The 23,089-nt window shown below is 33.3% G+C and carries 20 protein-coding genes; 10 read left to right on the forward strand and 10 right to left on the reverse strand.

Going from position 1 to position 23,089, the window contains the following annotated elements; translation table 11 throughout:
* The first annotated feature begins 142 nt into the window (after positions 1-142).
* From K7G79_RS01430 to leuB, 5 genes are all read left to right on the forward strand, one after another.
* A complete protein-coding gene (locus K7G79_RS01430) occupies positions 143-1,030 on the forward strand; it encodes a DUF72 domain-containing protein (RefSeq protein WP_223548437.1) in 888 nt (295 codons plus the stop codon).
* A 227-nt stretch (positions 1,031-1,257) separates the two neighbouring features.
* Positions 1,258-2,652 carry a 3-isopropylmalate dehydratase large subunit gene (leuC, locus tag K7G79_RS01435; RefSeq protein ID WP_223548439.1) on the forward strand — a complete coding sequence of 465 codons (1,395 nt, stop codon included), beginning with the start codon at positions 1,258-1,260 and terminating at the stop codon, positions 2,650-2,652.
* Positions 2,653-2,700: 48 nt separating this feature from the next.
* Positions 2,701-3,297, forward strand: a complete 597-nt coding sequence (gene leuD / locus K7G79_RS01440) for a 3-isopropylmalate dehydratase small subunit (RefSeq protein ID WP_223548440.1) — start codon at positions 2,701-2,703, stop codon at positions 3,295-3,297.
* 4 nt (positions 3,298-3,301) lie between these two features.
* A complete protein-coding gene (locus tag K7G79_RS01445) occupies positions 3,302-4,825 on the forward strand; it encodes an alpha-isopropylmalate synthase regulatory domain-containing protein (protein WP_223548442.1) in 1,524 nt (507 codons plus the stop codon).
* 45 nt (positions 4,826-4,870) lie between these two features.
* Complete coding sequence (leuB, locus tag K7G79_RS01450) at positions 4,871-5,929, forward strand: 3-isopropylmalate dehydrogenase (RefSeq protein WP_223548443.1); 1,059 nt, start codon at positions 4,871-4,873, stop codon at positions 5,927-5,929.
* A gap of 38 nt (positions 5,930-5,967) precedes the next feature.
* Here leuB and K7G79_RS01455 read toward each other — a convergent pair whose 3' ends face one another.
* Together K7G79_RS01455 and K7G79_RS01460 are read right to left on the reverse strand one after the other, a co-directional pair.
* Entirely contained in the window at positions 5,968-7,230 is a 1,263-nt protein-coding gene (locus tag K7G79_RS01455; RefSeq protein WP_223548445.1) for a mechanosensitive ion channel family protein, read from the reverse strand.
* 1 nt (position 7,231) lies between these two features.
* Positions 7,232-7,510 carry a DUF3817 domain-containing protein gene (locus tag K7G79_RS01460; protein WP_223548446.1) on the reverse strand — a complete coding sequence of 93 codons (279 nt, stop codon included), beginning with the start codon at positions 7,508-7,510 and terminating at the stop codon, positions 7,232-7,234.
* A 205-nt stretch (positions 7,511-7,715) separates the two neighbouring features.
* On the opposite strand from K7G79_RS01460, the gene K7G79_RS01465 reads away from it, so the two are divergent.
* Positions 7,716-9,824 carry a translation factor GTPase family protein gene (locus K7G79_RS01465; RefSeq protein ID WP_223548448.1) on the forward strand — a complete coding sequence of 703 codons (2,109 nt, stop codon included), beginning with the start codon at positions 7,716-7,718 and terminating at the stop codon, positions 9,822-9,824.
* A 15-nt stretch (positions 9,825-9,839) separates the two neighbouring features.
* On the forward strand, positions 9,840-10,220 hold the full coding sequence (locus K7G79_RS01470; RefSeq protein WP_223548450.1) for a hypothetical protein: 381 nt from the start codon (positions 9,840-9,842) through the stop codon (positions 10,218-10,220).
* Positions 10,221-10,318: 98 nt separating this feature from the next.
* Here the strand turns inward: K7G79_RS01470 and K7G79_RS01475 are convergent, their stop codons facing one another.
* Positions 10,319-10,924 (reverse strand): YqaA family protein, encoded by a 606-nt coding sequence (locus tag K7G79_RS01475; RefSeq protein ID WP_223548452.1) that lies wholly within the window; start codon positions 10,922-10,924, stop codon positions 10,319-10,321.
* Positions 10,925-11,057: 133 nt separating this feature from the next.
* On the opposite strand from K7G79_RS01475, the gene K7G79_RS01480 reads away from it, so the two are divergent.
* Positions 11,058-11,237, forward strand: coding sequence for a hypothetical protein (locus K7G79_RS01480; RefSeq protein ID WP_223548453.1), 180 nt, complete (start codon positions 11,058-11,060; stop codon positions 11,235-11,237).
* Positions 11,238-12,200: 963 nt separating this feature from the next.
* Here K7G79_RS01480 and K7G79_RS01485 read toward each other — a convergent pair.
* Together K7G79_RS01485 and K7G79_RS01490 are read right to left on the reverse strand one after the other, a co-directional pair.
* A complete protein-coding gene (locus tag K7G79_RS01485; protein WP_223548456.1) occupies positions 12,201-13,142 on the reverse strand; it encodes a fatty acid desaturase in 942 nt (313 codons plus the stop codon).
* Positions 13,143-13,151: 9 nt separating this feature from the next.
* Positions 13,152-14,123 (reverse strand): bifunctional 2-polyprenyl-6-hydroxyphenol methylase/3-demethylubiquinol 3-O-methyltransferase UbiG, encoded by a 972-nt coding sequence (locus tag K7G79_RS01490; RefSeq protein ID WP_223548458.1) that lies wholly within the window; start codon positions 14,121-14,123, stop codon positions 13,152-13,154.
* 89 nt (positions 14,124-14,212) lie between these two features.
* Between K7G79_RS01490 and K7G79_RS01495 the strand changes: the two genes are divergently transcribed.
* Entirely contained in the window at positions 14,213-14,575 is a 363-nt protein-coding gene (locus tag K7G79_RS01495) for a hypothetical protein (RefSeq protein ID WP_223548459.1), read from the forward strand.
* A 274-nt stretch (positions 14,576-14,849) separates the two neighbouring features.
* Here K7G79_RS01495 and K7G79_RS01500 read toward each other — a convergent pair whose 3' ends face one another.
* The 4 genes from K7G79_RS01500 to K7G79_RS01515 are packed head-to-tail and all read right to left on the reverse strand — an operon-like array spanning position 14,850 to position 20,679.
* Entirely contained in the window at positions 14,850-17,279 is a 2,430-nt protein-coding gene (locus tag K7G79_RS01500; protein WP_223548564.1) for a PEP/pyruvate-binding domain-containing protein, read from the reverse strand.
* On the reverse strand, positions 17,279-17,803 hold the full coding sequence (locus K7G79_RS01505; RefSeq protein ID WP_223548461.1) for a CDP-archaeol synthase: 525 nt from the start codon (positions 17,801-17,803) through the stop codon (positions 17,279-17,281). Before K7G79_RS01505 ends, K7G79_RS01500 begins: the two co-directional genes overlap by 1 nt.
* Positions 17,804-20,128, reverse strand: a complete 2,325-nt coding sequence (locus K7G79_RS01510) for a phosphotransferase (protein WP_223548463.1) — start codon at positions 20,126-20,128, stop codon at positions 17,804-17,806.
* The gene (locus tag K7G79_RS01515; protein WP_223548465.1) at positions 20,125-20,679 is read right to left on the reverse strand and encodes a 1-acyl-sn-glycerol-3-phosphate acyltransferase; all 555 of its coding nucleotides are present in this window, start codon (positions 20,677-20,679) and stop codon (positions 20,125-20,127) included. The genes K7G79_RS01510 and K7G79_RS01515 overlap by 4 nt, the downstream gene beginning before the upstream one ends.
* A gap of 356 nt (positions 20,680-21,035) precedes the next feature.
* Here K7G79_RS01515 and K7G79_RS01520 point away from each other — a divergent pair, with 356 nt between their 5' ends.
* The gene (locus tag K7G79_RS01520; protein WP_223548467.1) at positions 21,036-21,458 is read left to right on the forward strand and encodes a GtrA family protein; all 423 of its coding nucleotides are present in this window, start codon (positions 21,036-21,038) and stop codon (positions 21,456-21,458) included.
* A 388-nt stretch (positions 21,459-21,846) separates the two neighbouring features.
* Here the strand turns inward: K7G79_RS01520 and K7G79_RS01525 are convergent, their stop codons facing one another.
* Positions 21,847-23,004 carry a hypothetical protein gene (locus K7G79_RS01525; RefSeq protein ID WP_223548468.1) on the reverse strand — a complete coding sequence of 386 codons (1,158 nt, stop codon included), beginning with the start codon at positions 23,002-23,004 and terminating at the stop codon, positions 21,847-21,849.
* Positions 23,005-23,089: the final 85 nt, after the last annotated feature.

Raw genomic sequence — 23,089 nt, forward strand, 5'->3', positions numbered from 1 at the left:
ATTAGGTGTTTTAAATAAAAATAGAGATTATTGGTACAGGTAATGACCATAAGTGTTCTAATTATTAACTAGGTTATCAACATAGTGGTTTTCCTTATCTTTATCTTTAAACCGTTTAATAATTTAAATCAGCAAACGACATATGAAATTTGGAAGTATAGACAATCCTGAAGCTATTGATTTTACCCTGCCAAAAGACCATCCAGATACAAAAAAAGTACTGATAAAGGTTAAAGATGACAGTATCCCTGAGATTTATGTGGGCTGTGCTAAATGGAACAAAGCAGACCTTAAAGGGTTTTATCCAAAAGGAACCAAGGATGAATTAACATATTACTCAAGACAGTTTAATTCCATAGAGCTTAATGCTACTTTCTACCGTATCTTTCCTGCGGAGCAATTTTACAATTGGTATAAAAAAACACCTGATAATTTTAAGTTTTTTCCAAAACTCAACCAGGAAATCAGCCATTGGAAGCGTTTGAACAATATAAAAGAAGTAGTTGAACATTATATCTACAACACTTCCAACTTAAAAGAAAAATTAGGCACCATGTTTTTACAAATGCACAATAATTTTGCACCAAAGGATTTTGATCGGGTAGTTGATTTTGTAAAAGAGTGGCCAAAAGAAATCCCCTTAGCTATAGAATTTCGGCATACCGATTGGTATAATGATAAGGTCGTAGCTGAAGAATTATATCAATTATTGGAAACTCATAATATTTCCAATATTATTGTAGATACAGCAGGTAGGCGTGATTTACTTCATATGCGATTGACCAATCCTACGGCATTTGTAAGATATGTGGGGGCAAACCATGTAACGGATTATACCCGATTGGACGACTGGATAGAGCGTTTAAAGCTCTGGAAATTACAGGGCATTAAGGAAATTGATTTTTTCATCCATCAGAACATTGAAAAAGAATCTCCCTTATTATCGGCATACTTCATAAAAAAGATTAATACTGAGTTGGGTTACAATTTAAAAATACCCAATGAGGATGACCAACAAGAGCTGTTTTAATTAGTGGTTTGTCTATAAAAATCCAGTGTTTTAAAATTATTGGCATTTATATTATTCCGTTGAAAAAAATGCAATAATTAATGTATATGTTGGTAATTTTATAAAAATTCAACAACAAAGCCCCTTAAAGTTTTAATTAATTGTAATAAGATATAACTTTGCTGACTTTTGCAGCATAATGCTCAAAACTTAAGCATTAAATTAAATTATAGTAAATAAACATATTTATGAGCAATACATTGTTTGATAAAGTTTGGGATTCGCATGTGGTTAGAAAAATTGAAGGTGGTCCAGACGTATTTTTTATCGATCGTCATTTCATTCATGAGGTAACTAGCCCAGTAGCTTTTCTAGGTTTGAAAAATAGGGGATTGAAGGTATTATATCCAGAACGGACGTTTGCTACGGCCGATCACAATACACCAACCATCAATCAGCATTTACCAGTTGAAGATCCTCTTTCTGCCAATCAGTTAAAAGCTTTGGAAGAAAACTCAAAGGAACATGGAATTAGCCACTGGGGGTTAGGACATAAAAAAAATGGTATTGTTCATGTAGTGGGACCAGAGAATGGAATTACTTTTCCGGGCGCTACAATTGTTTGTGGTGATTCACACACGTCCACCCATGGTGCTTTTGGAGCCATTGCTTTTGGTATTGGTACTTCAGAAGTAGAAATGGTGTTGTCTACACAATGTATTATGCAGCCAAAGCCTAAAAAAATGCGTATTAACGTTAACGGACAATTAAGCAAGGGTGTTACACCTAAAGATGTTGCGCTTTATATTATTTCACAATTAACTACTTCTGGTGCTACAGGATATTTTGTGGAATATGCTGGTGATGTTTTTGAAAGCATGACCATGGAAGGCCGTATGACTGTTTGTAACCTATCTATAGAAATGGGAGCCAGAGGTGGTATGATTGCTCCAGACAACACGACATTTGCTTATTTAAAGGATAAGCCAATGTCTCCAAAAGGAGAGGCTTGGGATAAAGCCGTTACCTACTGGAGAACATTGAAAACTGATGATGGTGCTTCATTCGATAAAGAGTTCCATTTTAATGCTAGTGATATAGAACCTATGATTACCTATGGAACTAATCCGGGTATGGGTATAGGTATTTCTAAAAGTATTCCAAATGCTGAAGAAGTTGAAGGTGGTATTGCGACCTATAAAAAATCCTTGGACTATATGGGTTATAGTGAAAATGAATCCATGATTGGTAAAAAAGTTGATTATGTATTCCTTGGCAGTTGTACTAATGGTAGAATTGAAGATTTTAGAGCATTTGCCTCTATCGTGAAAGGCCGTAAAAAAGCCGATCATATTACTGCTTGGTTGGTACCTGGATCTCATGAAGTAGAAGATAAAATTAAGGAAGAAGGAATTTTGGACATCATTACCGAAGCCGGATTTAGTTTAAGACAACCAGGATGTTCTGCCTGTTTGGCAATGAACGACGATAAGATTCCCGCTGGTAAATATGCGGTAAGTACTTCGAACAGAAACTTCGAAGGACGCCAAGGACCTGGATCAAGAACCATGTTAGCCAGTCCGCTTGTTGCCGCTGCAGCTGCAGTAACTGGTGTAGTAACCGATCCAAGAGAATTATTATAATCATTGAATTGACAAACAAATCAGTGATTAAACAAAAAACAATATAAAATGGCATACGATAAATTTAATATACTAACAAGCACAGCAGTTCCATTACCATTGGAAAATGTAGATACCGACCAAATCATTCCAGCTCGTTTTTTAAAAGCAACTGAGCGCAAAGGATTTGGAGATAACCTATTTAGGGACTGGAGGTATAATTCAGATAACACACCTAAGGAAAGTTTTGTATTAAACAATCCTTTGTACGGTGGTAAAATATTGGTAGGAGGTAAAAACTTTGGCTCTGGCTCTTCAAGGGAGCATGCAGCATGGGCAGTTTACGATTACGGGTTTCGTTGCGTGGTGTCTAGTTTCTTTGCCGATATATTCAGAAACAATTGTTTAAATGTAGGTGTTTTGCCCGTACAGGTAAGCCCTGAGTTCTCAGAGCAAATTTTTGAAGCTATTTATAACGATTCTAAAACGGAAATAGAGGTAAACCTTCCTGAACAAACCATTACCATTTTATCTACTGGAGCCAAGGAATTGTTTGATATCAACAGTTATAAAAAGGAAAATTTACTAAACGGTTTTGACGATATTGATTATCTTCAAAATATGAAAGACGATATACAAGCATTTGCTAACGATTTGATGCTATAAATACATGGCAACAACAAAACGAATTGAAATAATGGATACGACACTGCGCGATGGTGAACAAACCTCGGGGGTGTCGTTTTCAGCTTCTGAAAAGCTTACCATAGCTAAACTTTTATTGGAAGAATTAAAAGTTGACCGTATTGAAATTGCTTCAGCACGTGTCTCAGAAGGAGAATTTCAAGCCGTTAAGGCCATTACCTCTTGGGCCAAGGAAGAAGGTTTTATAGACAAGATTGAAGTATTAACTTTTGTAGATAATGGTGTCTCTATTGATTGGATGCTTGAAGCGGGTGCAAAAGTACAAAATCTGCTCACCAAGGGTTCATTAAACCATTTAACCTATCAGCTTAAAAAAACACCGGAACAGCATTTTAAGGAAATTTCAGAAGCTATTACACTGGCTAAATCTTTAGGGATAGAAACCAATATCTATTTAGAGGATTGGAGTAACGGTATGCGTAACTCCAGAGATTATGTATTGCAGTTTTTAGCCTTTTTGGAAACCCAACCCGTAAAGCGTATCATGCTGCCCGATACCTTGGGTATTTTAACTCCAAGAGAGTCTTATGAGTTTATTTCCGAAATACGAAGCATATATCCTAATCTGCATTTTGATTTCCATGCCCATAACGATTACGATTTAGGGGTGTCGAATGTTATGGAGGCGCTTAAAGCTGGAATTGATGGTTTACATTTAACAGTTAATGGTATGGGCGAACGTGCTGGTAATGCCCCTATGGCAAGTACTATTGCTGTTATTAATGACTTTTTACCTGAAATAAAAATAGGGGTAAACGAAAAAGTACTGTATACTGTAAGTAAATTGGTTGAAAACTTTACTGGAGTTATGATTCCTGCCAACAAACCCATTATTGGGGCTAACGTCTTTACACAAACAGCAGGCATACATGCTGATGGCGACAACAAGAAAAACCTATATTTTAGCGATTTAATGCCTGAGCGCTTTGGTAGAAAACGACAATATGCCTTAGGAAAATCCTCCGGTAAAGCTAACATTCAAAAAAATTTACAGGAGTTGGGTCTTCAATTGAATGATGAGGATTTGCGTAAGGTCACACAGCGAATTATTGAGTTGGGGGATAAGAAGCAAATGGTAACCAAAGAAGATCTGCCTTATATCATTTCAGATGTTTTGGATAACAGCTATGAAGAAAAAGTTAAGGTAAACTCGTATGTGTTGACTCATTCCAAAGGTCTTAGGCCTTCAACAACGGTGTCAATAACCATTGAAGATGATACGTTTGAGGAAAACGCCCAAGGAGATGGGCAGTTTGATGCCTTTATGAATGCAATTCGTAGCATATTTAAAAGAAAAAAGACGGCATTACCAGACCTTATAGATTATGCGGTACGAATTCCTCCCGGAAGCCGTTCCGATGCCTTATGTGAAACAACTATTACTTGGAAAAATTCTGAAAAGGAATTTAAAACACGTGGTTTGGATTCCGATCAAACAGTATCGGCTATTAAAGCGACTGAAAAAATGCTGAATATAGTTGTTAGCTAAGAATACAGATAGATTTAATATAAAAATAACAAATAATTAAAATACATGAAATTTAATATAGCTCTTTTAGCTGGAGATGGTATTGGACCAGAAGTTATAGAACAAGCAGTAAAAGTAAGTGATGCAGTTGCTAAAAAATTTGGACATGAGATTAATTGGAAACCTGCATTAACAGGAGCAGCAGCTATTGATGCTGTCGGTGAACCTTACCCAGATGAAACCCATGCCGTTTGCGCCAATGCCGATGCGGTATTGTTTGGTGCCATTGGCCATCCAAAATTCGATAATGACCCTTCGGCTCCCGTACGTCCAGAACAAGGCTTGTTGAAAATGCGTAAAAAATTAGGTTTGTTTGCCAATGTACGTCCTACGTTTACATTTCCGTCATTATTGGATAAATCGCCCTTAAAACAAGAGCGTATAGAAGGTACCGATTTAGTATTTTTACGCGAATTGACAGGTGGTATATACTTTGGCGAAAAAGGCAGAAGGGATGAAGGTGAAACGGCTTATGATAATTGCGTTTATACACGCGCCGAAGTACAACGCTTAGCCAAAAAGGGTTTCGAGTTAGCCATGAATCGTCGTAAAAAGCTATGTTGTGTTGATAAAGCCAATGTTTTGGAGACTTCGCGTCTATGGAGAGAGACTGTTCAAGCTATGGAAAAGGACTATCCAGAAGTAGAAGTAAGTTACGAGTTTGTTGATGCTGTTGCTATGCGTTTAGTGCAATGGCCAAACAGTTATGATGTATTGATTACTGAAAACCTATTTGGAGATATTTTAACCGATGAGGCCTCTGTTATTTCCGGATCTATGGGCTTAATGCCATCGGCTTCTATGGGTGCGGATATTGCTTTATTTGAACCTATCCATGGCTCTTATCCACAAGCAACAGGATTAAATATCGCCAATCCAATGGCAACTGTTTTATCGGCAGCTATGATGTTTGAAACCGCTTTTAATTTACATGAAGAAGGTAAAGCTATAAGAGAAGTGGTAAACAAAGCTCTAGCTGAAGGTATTGTTACTGAGGATTTAGCCAATGGAGGAAAAGCTTACGGCACTAGTGATGTAGGGGACTGGTTGGCTGCGAATATCTAAAAAAACAGAACCAAATTATAATAAAAAAAGAGTCAGAATTACTGACTCTTTTTTTGTATTGTACCAAAACCTGTACTGGTTGGTAATTCGTATAGCCTCAAATTGAAATACGGAACCGCAGCAATAAGATGATCAAAAATATCAGCCATGATGTATTCATAATTTTGCCAACGTTTGTCTTTGCTAAAACAATAAATTTCCAAAGGCAGGCCTTGGGTCGTAGGCTCTAATTGCCTGGTCATAATAATCATCTCTTTATTTACGGCAGAATGCTGTTCTATATACGACTCAACATATTTTCGAAATACTCCAATATTGGTCAAGTTTCTGCCATTCAATAATAAGGACTTGTCAATATTATGGTTTTCGTTATAAGCCCCAATATCCTTTTCACGTGTATTTAAGTATTCTGAAATTAATTGAACAGACTTAAGTTTATCTATTTCATTTTTAGATAGATAAGATATACTGTTTAACTCAATAATTAAAGCACGTTTAATGCGTCGGCCATCAGAATTCACCATGCCTCTCCAATTCTTAAACGAATCCGAAATTAAGGCATAAGTTGGAATAGTAGTGATGGTTTTATCAAAGTTTTGCACCTTAACGGTTGCAAGATTAATCTCTATTACATCACCATCGGCTCCAAATTTTTCGAAGGTAATCCAATCGCCAATACGTACCATATCGTTAATGGATACCTGTATACTGGCAACAAAACCTAAAATGGTGTCTTTAAAGATTAACAGGATAATGGCCGAAGCCGTTCCTATTCCAGCCAAAAACTCTAAAAATTTAATGTTACTAACAATGGCAAATGCTCCAAAAACACCAAATATCCATGCAAAAATCATAAATACTTGGATATAACTATCAACAGGCTTGTCCTTTAACCGCGGTAAGGTTTTAAAATAATCCTCGAGTGTGCTTAAAAGACTTCTAACAATCCAAAGCGTTAGTATTATAGCAAATACTTTAAGCCCTTTCTCAACAATATTTTCCAACCATTCAAATTGAAAGAGTACATGCGGTATAAACTTCAATGCAATCAACAACGGAATAATATGCGCAATGTTTCTTGGTACTTTATTGGTAATCAATAAATCATCAAAATGGGTTCTAGTCTTACGGGCTAAGTTTATAAATGTTACCCGTACCAGTTTTCTTATTAGAAAATCAGTTATATAAAGGATAATTAATAAAACCAGTAAAAGCGCAAACATGTTTAGATATTTGGCCGTAACTTGATTAATTCCTGTTTCTAACAAATAGTCAAAAAGTAAACGTCTTATATCTTTCATATTATTTTAAATATTTTCTATCAATATAAAAAGTTCCAAAAGGAACAATAGCGGCTAAAAGCACATAATTAAATTTTTTGGAACTCCAGTTTAAACTGGGTTTAAGCAGCATTGCTATGGCTATATAGGCTATAAATAGCAGGCCATGGGGCATCCCCAGCAACTTTACATACTGAGGATCGTCTAGGGTATATTTAATTGGGGTGGCAATAAAAAGCAACAGGATATAAGACACACCTTCCAATAAAGCTATAATTCTAAAAACACTTAAAAACGACATATTATTTTTTTTGCAAAAATAGGACAGACATTGTAATATACAGGTGAATTGATATACATTTTTGTTACGGTAACATTAAGAATATTTATAAAATGATTTTAATCATATTTTTTCGTAAATTAAGGAATTAATTTTAGGTCATCTTAAAGCCTGAATATATCTTTTTTTATTAAAGGGCTATTACCAACATTTAAACCGTAAGTGTATGAAAGTATTTGACGATAAGCACATTAAAAATGTAGTTTTTGTGGGTGCTCACGATAGTGGTAAAACTACTTTAGCAGAAACCATGTTATTTGAAGCTGGTTTGATTAATAGACGTGGAACAATAGAGGATAAAAATACAACATCCGACTATCATGATATTGAGCAGGAACGCCAGGCATCAATATTTGCAACACCATTACATACTGAGTGGCGCAATTACAAGATCAATATCATTGACACTCCCGGTTTGGATGATTTTATTGGTGAAATCATTTCATCCATCAGGGTGGGAGACACGGTTGCCGCCGTTATAAACGGTAGGCATGGCGTTGAGGTTGGCACTGAAATTATCTGGAACTATACCGATAAATATAACAAGCCAACCTTATTTATTATTAATCAAATCGATCACCCCGATTGTCATTTTGATGATGCCTTAAAAAGTATTAAAAACTTAGTTGGAAATAATGCTGTCCAGATTCAATATCCTATAAAACTTGATGGTTCACACTGCATTATCGACGTGTTAAAAATGAAGTGCTACAAATTTGGACCAAATGGTGGGAAACCGGAAAAAATAGCAATTCCAGAGTATGAAAAGGAGAAGGCAGACTATTTACACAACGAATTGGTTGAAAAAGCAGCCGAAAATGATGAGGAGCTTATGGAACTGTACTTTGATAAGGGTACACTTAGTGAGGATGAAATGCGAAAAGGGATTAAGCTGGGGATGTTAAACCACGATTTGTTTCCTGTGTTTTGTGTATCTGCACTTCAGGATATGGGTACTGGTCGATTAATGGGCTTTATTGATAACGTAGCTCCAGCTGCAGCCGACTTAAAGCCAGAACAAAGTATAGAAGGCGAGGAGATAACCCCTAAAGTTGATGCAACCACATCACTTTTTGTGTTTAAGACCCTTTACCAATCCAACCTGGGGCAAATTACCTTTTTTAAGGTAAAATCGGGAGAGGTAAATGTAAATGATAAATTCACCAATTCCAGAAATGGTGAAACCGAAGTGATAAACCAACTGTTTATTATGGATGGAAAAAATAGGGAACCCGTAAACAAATTGTCGACTGGTGATATTGGAGCAACCCTAAAACTAAAGTTCACCGAAACCAACGATACACTGTATACAGGTAATAAACCCATTACCATTAAACCCATTCAGTACCCTGAACCCCGTATTCAAAAGGCTATTACTGTGACCAATAAGGCCGATGATGAAAAACTTAGTGAAGCGCTTAAAAAAATCCACAAACAAGACCCTACTGTACTTATTAACTATTCTAAGGAGTCTAAAGAGCAAATATTGGGTTGTCAAGGTGAACTGCATTTAGCCATTATTGATTGGACCTTAAAAAATGAATATGGTATAAACGCAACCTATAGCAAACCAAAAATAAAATATAGGGAAACCATACAACGTTCCTCTACGGCCAATTACCGCCATAAAAAGCAATCGGGAGGTTCTGGACAATTTGCCCAAGTACATTTAAAAATAGAACCTTGGTTTGAAGGTATGCCAGAACCTGAAGGCTTTAATATAAGAGGAAAAGAAGAAGTGGATTTACCATGGGGTGGTAAGCTCGTTTTTTACAATTGTATTGTGGGCGGTGTTATTGATCTACGCTATTTACCCTCCATTATGAAAGGTGTTATGGAAGTGATGGAAGAGGGACCACTTACGGGGTCTTACATCCGTGATGTTCGTGTAATGGTGTATGATGGTAAGATGCATCCCGTAGATTCTAATGATATATCCTTTAAAATAGCTGGAGCGCATGCTTTTAAAGAAGCCTTTCTAAATGCAAATCCTAAGTTATTGGAACCCACCAACGAACTCACCGTTAAGGTGCCAGAAGATATGGTAGGTAATGTCATGACCGACCTTCAGTCCAGACGTTCCATTATTCAAGGCTTTGATAATTTAGATCATTACCAAATACTAAAGTGTACCATACCAGCAGCTGAATTGTATGGCTATTCTACCGATTTAAGGTCGTTAACTCAAGGCAAGGCCACATTTAGTTCTAAATTTTCATCTTACCAACTGGTGCCAAACAACATACAAGAACAACTCGTAAAAGAAGAAGTATAATTTAATATAAATGCCATGATAGTAAAAGCAAATTATTTAAGTGATCTTAAATTCAATTTAGACACCTGGAAAAGGGAACTGCAGTTTCATTTTAATGAAATGGATACGTTTGAAGAAAAACTGGAAGAAATTGCAGGCCGAACATTCGATAAACGGGCTAACATGTCCATTGAAAATTTTCAAAACAGGATCATGATAGAAAAGGCCGCCATTTCAAAATTGAAGCACCGCTGTAGAAACAAATTGGCCAATATTTATAAAGCAGATTACAACGAAAATATTGATGGCCGCTTACAAAATGAGCAAAATACCCTAAAAGATGATATGCGAACTTATATTAAGTTACATTATGATTTAAAAGAAGAAATGATGGATTTCTTCAGAGAGTGGCTTTAAATTGAATGTAATTATTATTTCACATTCAATTTTATAAATAATCAGCGTTTTTTAAAAAAGCTATTTGATACAATAAAAACTGTATGAATAGCTTTTTTTTATACTACTTGAAAAATAACAAGCCCATACAATAAAAAGCGCAACAGTCGCAAGGATCCATAAAGGGTAACACTTTTAAACGGAAAGTTTATTAATCCTGCTGTAAGACAGGAAATAGAAAAGGGTAGTGGCAATAAGGCTCCAACAATGATTAAAAAACCGCCCCATTTTCTGGATTGTCTTAGTTGTTTTTCCAATTTCAATTCCATATAGCTATGCACTTTTGGAAGCTTGGTAATGCTATAACCAATAGCATAAGTTATTAAACCACCAACATAGGATAATATAGCCAATAAACCCAAAAACAACCAGGGATAATTCATTTTACCAGCCCAAGCAATAAATATTTCTGGAGGTACAAGACCCAAAATGGTTTCCGAAGCAAAAAAGAAACTCAGTACCCCTGTGGGAGCTAAAGCTTCGGTTAAATGTACCAGACCGGCATTAATATTAAAAAACTTATTGACGATAACAACACCCAGTATTACAAGGGCTATAACAGGTATGGTTTTCTTAATGGCATCCCAAACAAAGCCATAGAACCCAGTATAGTTATAATACTGATGTAAGAGTTGTAAACGCGATTTGGAACTTTTGTTTTTCATTTTTTGGAGCATTAAAGCGGCAAATATACACGTACGTTAAATAATAAATACTATATTTATGAAGAATTTAGCAATAAAATGCTCCATAAATTATTGCTAATTCTATTAAACAATTTCTTAAATATTTAAACATATGGAGACCAATAACACCACAAGCCGTAAAAAAAAGCATGCAGATTTTCAGGATGTCTATCGACGTTCGTCCAACTTCATGTCATATAGCAAGAAAGACTATAATGCCTTTAAGGTTAAAGGTAATGGGTATTTGAAATTAAAAAAAGAAGAGCATAATATTGGTTTGGACAATGACTAAGGTTATGCAATGGAGTAGCAGTAATATGCCAATGTTAATTCAATAATTCTTCCAGCTCAATATTTTATTTGACATAATATAAATTATAGTACAAATATGTTTGTATAGCTGTTTATCCCAAATGTACATTTGATAGCTATAATTTTCTATTATGTAAAATATCCCATAAAGTTTTGGAATACTAAAGAAACATACTGATTGGGTCATTAAACTTTTTTAATCGGTACGCTTCGCTTCGTTAAATCATTTGTATCTATAATTTGCCGTTATGTAAAATAGCCGCTACCAAGCGCTCGATTGTTTTATAAAATCAAATTGTTACCACAATTTATTTTACACACAATTATCCATCGCTTGCCAACGCCATATAAAAGCTTCACTTTTTGCATTGTATGAAAATTCGCGTATATGATAAAATGTACGTCAAAAAAATTTTTACGCGATTCTCGTCAAGTTGCCACAAGAGTATAAAATTACGCTACGCGATAATTTCTATACACTTGTTCTATGTAGAACTTAAATTAAAGTTTTCTTTTTGTGCATTATCTTTTGCCTTGATGCAAAAGAAACTAAAAATCAAGGCTGCATATAATTTTGGAAACAATTAACGGCTCATTCGCTATATTTTAGGAAACATTCGAACTCGTTAACATTACTTTGAAATACCTTGTATAATTGAAACCCTTAAAATTCTTTATTGTTAAACCCCTAAAATATGCACGCTCTTTTCACCTATTGTTTTAGCCAAAATTTTATGCGGCCAAGTTTAACAAGGAAATTCTATTTGACATAATGTTTTAAGTTTCTGCACTTGCAATTCATCTATTTGAAAACACAAAACAATTAGCACTTTTTTTCTAAATCCTTACGATGAAATCAGGTTTATAATGTAGTATTGGTAGGAGTTATCACCTCCATCAGAACAGAAATTACATATATTAGGATATTCAATAAAATGCATAATTAAAACATCTCTCCTGTATGCTTAGATGATTTAAAGATATAATCTACACCTTTCATCTTTTTTGCTTTAAATAACCAATAGAAAAAATTTGGTTTTTGATGAGCTTCTAACTTTATATCCGATAACTTATACGAAGGTATTCCAGGATGTGCATGATGCACCTCGTGAAGATTAAAATTAAACAAGAAGTACTTCGCAAAGAATAAATTGACATAAAAGCTTCTAGTGTACTGCACTTGATCTAAATAGGATATGGGTTTCACTTCCTTATTATTAGAAATAGGGATTTCAATATGAGAATGTTGTGTCATAATAACCAACTCTTTCCACAATAAACTTATCGCAAATGCAAAAATAAAGACCTGTACTATATATTTCCAAAAGAAGTAAAAAAGCATCGCATACACTGCTAAGTAAACAAGAAATTGTGTTTTAACTTTTTTATATTTTTTTGGATTTAAAAAACGTTTTATCTTAAACAAATTCCAGTAATTACTTAATTTATAACTCAAATAAAACAGAGGGATACATAATTTCCAGGCGATATTTACTATGCAGTTTTTTACTTTAGAAGAACTTGGACTTATTGTAGATTCTGTAGTAGGGTCTTTGTCTCTCCAACCTGTCCATCGGTGATGTAAATTATGCATTTGTTGCCAAGAGTAATATGGAATAAACGATAGAATACCAAACAGATGCCCAAATACTACATTTATTGAACGTGATTTAAAAAAACTTAAATGAGCGCATTCATGCAATAAAATAAAAGTCTGAAGAAAGAAAAACGACAATACTAATTGACCAACCCAATATAAAAGTCCTTCGTATTTGATAGAAAGCAGTACCCCAGAAACTAACAACGTTACTGGAATTAATAAACTAAAGAAAGCAATATCGTTTCTTGCTTTTAAATTTTTTGAAATTGTTTTATTTTGATTCATTGTGTCAAATTATCTCTCTATTTTTTCACAAACTATAGTTTGCATAGAAAGGTTTAAATATTTTTGAAACCATAGTATAGGTGTCAATATTAGTTGTCCTAAAAAGTAAGGAAAAATAATGCGATTTAGATTTAAGTTCTTCCCTATTGTTCTAAAATAGGATCCTGCAAAAATATAAAAATAAGGAGGAAAGGCTCCATAAGGCAAATATGTAGAAACCTTAAATCCGTTTTTTTCAATCATACTAATAAACGCTTTTTTGTCATACAAAACGGTATGTTGTGGAGCTTGAACTCCAGGCCATTTTCTGCCAAATATTTTATAAGTTAAACTATCTAATCTTGGAACTTCTACAATCAATCTCCCTCCTTTTTTCAATACTTTTTTTGCCATTTGAATTGATTTATTAGGGTCGTAACAATGCTCTAAAAAATGCCACATCGTTACCGCATCATATCTATTCTCTTCTATCTTTTGCTCATAAAATAAGCCTTCATAAAATTCAATTTTGTTGAAATCTGGATATTCTAATCCTTCTTTAAAATCTACACCACTTATTCTAACACCGTGTTTTTTGTTGATATGCAATAAAAATGTGCCTACCGCACAACCAACATCAAGAATTTCTGTTTGATTATTGAGTTCTATATGTTTAACAACTATCTTTTCCTTATCTCTATCGTGCTTATTCATTGTCCATTCATACAATGGCGTTAATATTCCCCAGTTTTTCTTTTTACGGTGGGCAATATATTCTCCGTCATAAAATTCTTTAATTTGATCTAAGGTAATTCTGGGATTTTGATAAACCATCTCACAATTATTGCATTTCACATATTGAAACTCGCCTTCTTTACCTGTTAAATCTTCTTCCCCTTTCAAGAAAAATGAATAATCATCGCTATTACAAGAATAACAATTAACCAATTCAAATCGGTACCTATCTGGATTTTTGAAATCTTTTAAAAATGGAGTGTTCATATTATCAATGTTTTAGTATAAAGAATGTTATTGGAAAATATAGTATTGAAAAATAGGGAGCAACACTTTTGTTTCTAATCAAATAAATTATGAGTAAAGGGATTAAGCTAAATAGAATATCAATTTGGTTTAACCATGGTTTAAAAAGGAACATACTGCAAAAAAAAAGAAATAGCATAGGTTGCCAAATGCGATTTGAATTTCTTTTTACACTATCAAAACTATCAAAGCCAGCCATTAACAAAAATGAAGAAAAGAGTATCCCTAGTTCAACTTCATTAGATGAAATCATTGAAACACAATATAGAAGAATTGGGTATTTTAATAATGGAATTAATTTTAGAACTGATAAGTGTTTTTCAAACAAAAGGTATAAAACCAATGAACTAATTAAAAGTAGCAGTATTATTAAAAAAGCAGTTGAAAAAAGTAGTCCTATATTTAATAGATAGATGCCAATAATGATTGCTGTTATTTTTTTAAATGATTTGAATTTCTGAGGAATTAAATAGGTCCTCTCTGAATGTTCTTTCCTGTCAGCTTCCACAGAAAAAGCATCGTCTAAAATTCTAAACACAATAAAAGATGCAACTAAAAACAGCATCGAATACATCCATACATCGAAAGTATTATTCCTAGATAATACTAGGATAGACAATAGTATTGTCAAACCTATGAGTTGAACAAGGTGAATTCTAATTTTTATATATTCTATTAAAACAGCTATCATAAAAGTTGAATTTTACCAAGATCTCCATCTAAGATTACTTCATCGTTGTCGCTCAAAATCTCTGTAATATTTGCTATTCCTATTACTGCCGGAATTCCAAATTCTCGTGCTACTATTGCGCCATGAGACAAAGCTCCTCCACGCTCAACAATAAGTCCTCCAATTAATGGAAATACCATAGCCCATCCAGGATCTGTTTGTTTTGTTACTAATATATCTCCTTTATTGAGTTTCGCACTTTCTAATACAGATTCTAATACTTTTACTCTTGCTTTAATCCTTCCTCCACTAACAGCCAATCCATTAAACTCTGTGAAATCTCCATAATAAGAAACTTCTTCCTTTATGGACTCTGGTCTTTCTCCAAAATTAGTTGTAAAGTTTTCTGGATATTCATTATTAGATTCTATATTAAATCTTGTACGTCGTTCTATAATTAATTCCTTAATGTCTTTCGAAAAAATGGCAGAAGAAGATAGTAATTCACCAATCTCTTTATAACTCATAAAAAATAAGTCATCTGCAGTAGTAATCTTCTCTTCTTCTACAAATTGAGCTCCAATTTTTTTAACAATGGTTTTAAAATGATAATACATTTCTGCTTGTTTATAACGCACTCTTTCTCTGCTCGATATTGCTTGCTTACAAAGTTTTGCGCTTAAGTAAAGCATCCCAACTTCTACAATTGATATTGGGAAAAATATTGATCTTTTCTTTATTATTTTCCATGCAAAATTGCGCATAGCTAGTTTTCTTTCTCGATCTTTAATAGCAATTGCTTTTCTTGGATCTTGAGCATCTTGTGACATATAGACTTGTAACAACTCTATAAATTTAGTGGGTTCTTCAATATAATTTGTGCTAAAAAACATAAGTTCACCAGAGCATCTAAATCCCCATTTTTCAAGATAAGAACTAAGGCTTTTCTTCAAATGTGAATAATTTGGATTCTCTTGAATTTCTTGATAAACTTCTTTTGGCAAGTGTGAATCAAAGAACGTCTTTATCTCACTGTTTTTATTAATTTCTTGAACAATATCATAGGTCTCATTTAACGGCTCACTACTCATCAAGCCAGGAATAGCTTGTACCAAAGTATTGTGCATCCCGATGCTTTTTTTGCCATAAAACTTCTTCGTTATTTCACCTAAAACTTTATAATGAATCATAGAGAAAAAATCAGCCAAGCTTGCATGATACCATTGGTTGAATCTTAGGTCTAAAAAAGTATAAAATAATGTTGACAATGGAAGACTCTGATCTTTTGAATTCGCTTTAAAAGCAAAATCATCAACCATTTTCTCGATGCTTCTAACATGTTTTTCTAATGAAAAATTCAATCGAATTAAACGAAATACAAAACGAATAATAGAGGTAGATTTAGAAGTATCTATTTGAGCGACATCTTTTTCAGAATACCCTACAAATTTATTAAATGCATCCTTGAAATATACTTTTAATGGAGATGAAGAAAGAATATTGTGAATGCTAGTCATATTATAATAAAGTCTGTTACTCCAAATACCAACTGTATTGCTAAAATCATACTCCAATGTTCGAAGACTTTTTTTATGAATTTGTAATAAACCAGCAAGGTTTTTAAAATAGTGATAATACGAATCTCGTGCAATAGAATACAATAACGGAGACATTGGAATTGGGTAATTCTCGTTTAAATTTGTGTTTGTCCAATGAACTTTCTTTTTTTGTAAAACAGTAATGGGTCTTGCTTGCACAAAAAATATATGTTGTCCTTTAGATACCCACTCAATATCTATATGATATCCGTATTTTTCTTTTAAAGTCGTTGCTAAACGAATTAATTCTGAACCATTAAAAGGCAGATTTTCTTTAGGTATTTCAGTGAAATTAACGGAAAAGTTTTCAGGGGTTACTTTTCCCGACACCAATTGTTCACCAGCTCCTTTTACATATTCTGTATATACTTGGTCAACATTATAAGGTGAAGATGTAAATGTAACTCCGGCATAATCTGCTTCAACAAACTCTTGTATAACCACACCCATTTCTATAAGCTTCTTTCCAGAAAGTTTTGCATAGGCAATAACTCTATCGTTATTCAATCCATTCCAGCAGTTTTGGATTGCTATTAGTGCTTCTTCCGTATTGTTATTAACCACAAAAGAATCTAACTGACCCGCAAAAGAAAAACTATCAGAATCTTCGCCAATAGCAGAGCTTCTAATGATGATTTTATGTGAATTCAGAGTAACTAAACAGCTTTCTAAAGATTGTTTAAAACCGTCTGGAAGCGTCTTGTCTTTAGTGTAAATTTCCAGTACTCTTTTAGAGACTGCATATCCATTAGGTACAGAAAATCCATACTCAAATAGTGCTGAAAGACTTGAGGCTTTAGCGCCAACCAAATCAGTAGATAACTTTTCTTTAAGAGATTGTATAAACATCAAAATTTCTTTTTTATTTTGGTGTATACTAAAAGTTGACTGATACTTATATGCAGCAATATGCCTATACAAAATAGAACTAAAATGGTCCCAAAAGAGACAGTTGTCACAAAAAAATAGAATACTAAAACACCAATTAACGAATCTGCTTTATCTGTAAAGTATTGTAAATATTTGCACTTTTTTGATTGCTCTCCATTAGCGATCCCTAACCTTCTTTTTATATATGAATTAGGTAATTCTGCTAAAATGTAAGCGAGTCCAAGTCCAAAACCTACGAATGCATCATTAGCTAATGACACTTCAAAAGGACCAAACCAATAACTACTTAGCAAGGCTAATAACCCTGTTAGGATTGGCAGTACAATGATTCCTCTATATGTTTTACTATTTCCAAGCAATTTTTTTGAAATAGGAATAGCTATGATTTTAAACCAATTACGCTTGACAATAATCATATGCAAAACATTCCCGAGAACTAAAGGAAAAAAAAACAGATATATATGAATATATAGATTATTCATCTAAGACATCTTTTTAACGGTATCCAACATATTAAAAGATGTTGCAAACACCCTTTCAATAAATGGATAATTCATTAAAATACTTCCTGTCAAATAAAAATTAACTCTAGAGACTAAAAATGCCTGACCTCCCAGTTTAAAGTCACACAAATAATCAGACCAACTATAGTCATAATTATTTAGTGATTTAACCAACTTGTAATGGTGTTTCAATACATCTGTTAAATCTGACTTCTCAAAATTTGGTGCAAGTGTAAAAGCTAATAACTCAAATATATCGCGATGAGGAATGCCGTAAGTCGCCAACTCCCAATCATAAATACAAGGATTTCCATTAGTTCTTATTGCAATATTCCTTGGATTAAAATCATTATGAATTAAAGTCAATTTACTTTTGGGTTTATATCCGTTTTTTCTCCAATCATTTATAAAATCTGTTAATTGATCAAAACGATGGTCTGCATCTAAATAATCATAATCCTTTCTGTTCAAAGCGACGAAATCAGCGTAAAGTTCAAGCGCTTTTTCAATAACAAAAGCCTCTATTGAATCAATCTTATCTGTTTCATATTGATAATTAGCATGTACAATATGAATGCTATTTATGGTTTTTTTGAGGATTGGAAGCGTCCATTTTTCTGGAGTTGATTCAGAGTTTATAAGCAACATGTTTTCTGAAGCTAATCGCTCCATAATAATCAAATAAATTTCTCTGTCGCTATCATTTTTTGTACCATATAAAACTGGCATGAATTGATACCTTATATTCTGCAATGCTTCATAAACGTCTATTTCTTTTGTATGATTGTCTTTGTATTCTAATACATGGTAATGCTTTGCAAGAATATCGGCTAAATCAACACTCACATTACTTGCCATAAAATGTAAACCATCTAGAACCTCCTTGCCAAGTGCTTTACTTTTGAGCAATAAAGGATATTCTTTTCCTTCCACAGAATGAATATCTGCCTTAATAAAACCAATTACTTTTTTAGTAATTTTCTTTGTTAAATCTGTAAGAATTCCATTTTCCATATGGATTTCATTATTAAAATTTACATAATCTATTTTTGCAGAAAAGTATGGAATATTTGTTTTTATAAAATCTGCATCTACTTCAGATCTGAGCAACCATTTTATAGGTTTATTTCTTCCCAATTTTTGATGTGCTCGTGCAAATTGACCACTAACAATAGCTGCCAAGGTTGAAATTTCTATTGACAACGCAAATCCTGCAATTAATTTCGCAAAACGCTCTATCTTTCCTGCACCTTTACAATCCATCAATTCTAATATTCGAGATGGCACTGGTAAATGAGTACCGCCACCGACAGTTCCTATTACTAAGTTTGGAAGCACTAATGATAAGTATAAACCTTCTTTTGTTAGTTCAATTTGTAAAATACCAATGGAGGATTCATGAATACATGCCAAATCTTGACCTGTAGAAGCATATATTCCGGCGATGGCATTTGCTACATTAACATTATGTCCGATCATACCATCTAATCGACTAATGGATAGGGAATGATTATAAGAGCTAAACATATCTTTAGCATTTGTCCTCAATGTTTTTTCAATCACTTCATTTGTTAAAAAACATTCACTAATTACATGGCATCCTCTTCCGTTTTGCATCGCATAAAAAGAAACTTTTTTATCTGAAGCACCATTTCCTTCAATTACAAAATTTAATATTTCAATTGAGGTTGACAACTCAAAGTTTTCTTCAATCCACAAACATGCACTCCAAGTACATGAAGTAGTCATGTTTTGTCCTGATGCATCACTTGTAGAATACACAAATTTTAGATGTACAATTTTTCCAATAATAACACTTGTAATTTCAAGTAATTCAGCATGATTACTATGCATTTGTGCTTGTTCTTTTATTTTTTTGAAATTACTTTTAATCCATTCATCAAAAGCTATAGACTCTGACAAACGCTTAAAAGTATACATGGGTGTTCTTACCATTTTTTGATGCACAATATGAGCTTCAAATCCACCGCTTTCACTTATAGCTTTAGCTCCTCTGTTTAAACTCGCTACTAATGCGCCTTCTGTTGTAGCTACAGCACTATGCACTAATTCTGGCGCCTTATTCTTATCATTAAATAATAGCGGACCTATTAACCCTAAAGGGATTTCAACAGTTCCTATAAAACTTTCAATATTGTTTTGTATTTGAGATAAAGCTATAGATTCAGACTTTACATCCTTGCTAATGTCTTTTGATAAGGTCTCCAAATAATTCATCCGTAAATCAAAAGCTGTTTGATTCATTAACCCTCTACCAGGTGCTTGTTGATACTTTTCTTTCATGTAGTTTTACTGTTTGGATTTAACTCGTTGAATCGCTCTACAAACACATTTCGAACATCGTTAACATGCTTGTCTAGATTATTAAGATCCCAATGCTTTGTTGAAATTTCTTCCATTAGCTCTATACCAAGCGTTCCGTTTTTAGCATATTTAGAGTCAGTCATATTACTTTCTTCTGGAACATTAATAAACAAGGGGACAATTGGAATGTTACATTCTATAGCCATGCGATATATACCTCGATTAAAAGGAGCAATTCCATGAAAATGATTATGCACACCCTCTGAAGAAGCGGCTATAGAGTAGTTAGTTTCTTTTAGAAATTTAGTGGTTTTCTTAAAGAATCTTAATCTTCTTTTGGGATGTTTTTTTTGAGGTATATAAAATGTTCCTGTCGCTAAAGCAGAAATAACTAAAGGAATATAAATCCATGTTTTTTCAGAAAGAAGAAATCTAGTATTTTGAAGCCCTAATGCAGTTAAAAGAAAAATATCTTGTTCAGCATTATGATTGAAAGTATAAAGTACTTGATATTTCGGAAATTTGTCCATTGCGGGATAATAACTTTTGAAACCTATAACCCATAAAATAAACCTAGAAGAAGGTTTTATAATATACATTACACAAAGGTTTCTTAGCTTCCCGAAGCTTATGATAACTAAGACTAAAGCAATACTTCCTGTAATTAAGGTAATCGTTAGGGCGGTTATCCACCGGTAAATGGTAATTAGATTTTTCAATTTCTTAAAAAGCTGGTTATTAGATTATAAAGTGAATGTAATTATAATATTTCAATATTTTCTAAATAATTAATAACACATTCATTCTATACACATATCTTTACTTAATTTTACTATTTTATGAAGATTCCATTAAACATTCCTAATATATATTATCCATTTGGTAATTGATTAAAAAGTTTATAAAATATACTAAATCCCAAGAATTTGTTCGCATGCTATTAATTGCATTGTTAGGCGTTTTACTTGGATTCATTACCTATGAAATTATCTATTACTTTAATCCATTTTCTCCTAGGGCGACTATAAGTTGGATATTAGCTTTTATAATTGGAACTGCTAGACAGCATGCTCTTCATAGACATTTCACCTTTTTGTTTAAATCTAATTATTGGAAAAGTTTATATAGGGCTTATGTATTAGATTTTGGCGTTCTTATTTTAAGTTCTTTACTTAATTGGTTTCTAACCGAAATTTTGAACGTGCGTCATATATTAGCTTGGGGATGTTGTTTACTATTAACAGCGTTAATTGATTTATTATTGCTTAAATATTATGTTTTTGAAGATAAAACAACTTTAAAATCATAAAAAAAAAATTTGCAAAATACTAATTCCATTTTTAGCTCCTTGCTTCTCATTTACATTCCACACACATTACGCTTCCCTCCTATGGTTCGGCTCCGCTCACCACAGGCTAGTCGCATAATAAGTGTTCCATTAAACATCGTAAAGAAACTTTTGGAGTAAAATTTTTTCAAGAAACATTAATAAGAACTTTTCGCTTTTATCCAAAGCTCAAGTTACATAACGCGAGAACATTATAGTACACTTTTAATATTGGATTATCCAGTGGATGATTCAATATTAAAACAACAATTAGCTATGGTTTTAATAATAACCACAAGCTGCTACCAAACGCTCGATTGTTTTATAACACAAATGAGCAAGACATTTACTTCTAGTGTTCAAAAACAGGTTATTGACTTATAGCTTTTAAATGTGCATATACTGGATGTCCTTGTACTTTCATCTCCACTGTTCTGTTAAAAATCTTAATACCTTTTACTGCATTAAGTTTTCCGTCTGGAGCAAATGCCTTAACACCGTAAAACTCCCCATTTTCGTCAATAGCTTTAACATGAATAATATTTCCTGATCTACTAATGCCTTTTACATCTAATTTTATCTTGTCTTCTGTCAATGCCTTTATGTCGTATATAGTTCCATCAATTCCAATAGCCTTAATGGGGGCATACTCATCAGACTCTGATCTTTGTAATATTTTAACCGGTAATTCTGCACCCTCAACAAGGGCTTTTATATCCATAAAACTATGTTGTTTAGAGTCTTGTATAGCTTTTACATCAAATATATTGCCTTTTGCATCAATAGCTTTTATATCCAGGTTTTTACCATCGGGGGTTATCGCTTTAATATTCCAGATAATTCTTTCGAAATTACTTTTGTAAGGCCCTTTGGTTATATTTTTCTTTGGTAGTGTGAAATTATCTTCATTATCAGATGGATGCATTGCTTTTACATGTGCATAAATACTATGGCCTTTTAAAGTCATCTCTCTATCTTGAGAATTGATTTTTATTCCTTTAATATCATTAAGTTGCCCCGTTGGCGAAATGGCTTTAACACCATAGAACTTTCCCTTACTGGTAAGGGCTTTGATAATAACAACATTTCCAAATCTAACGACGCCTATGATTTCAAATTCCTCCCCTTCTGGAGTTATGGCTTTAAGCTTGTAAGCACTACCAGCATCTGTTATGGCTACAACAGGTGTATATTGATTTTTACTTACTAATACCTTAACAGGCAATATCTCACCATCAACAATAGCTTTTACATCTAGTAGGTTATCTTGATCGGAGTTTTGAATAGCCTTTATATCGAAAGATTCTCCTGCGTTATCAAACATTTTGACATCGAGACTTTGTCCATTTGGATGGATGGCTTTAACATTCCAATAAATAGTCTCAAATTTTACAGTATCCTTGGTTGCTGTCTTATTTGTTTTATCTTTTGAAGGGCCATTGTTACAGGCCGTTAATAAAAATAAAAAACCAATAATAAATACATTATAGCACGTAGTTTTAATAAATGAAAGATTTGAATTTTTCATGATTACTTTTAACTTTAGAATTGTTTAAAGTTAAAAAAGTACAGCCTTTTTTTTAATGACATTCGTCATATAAAGCAAATACCTT

This window comes from Aestuariivivens sp. NBU2969, assembly GCF_019931125.1.
Lineage (GTDB): Bacteria > Bacteroidota > Bacteroidia > Flavobacteriales > Flavobacteriaceae > Aestuariivivens > Aestuariivivens marinum.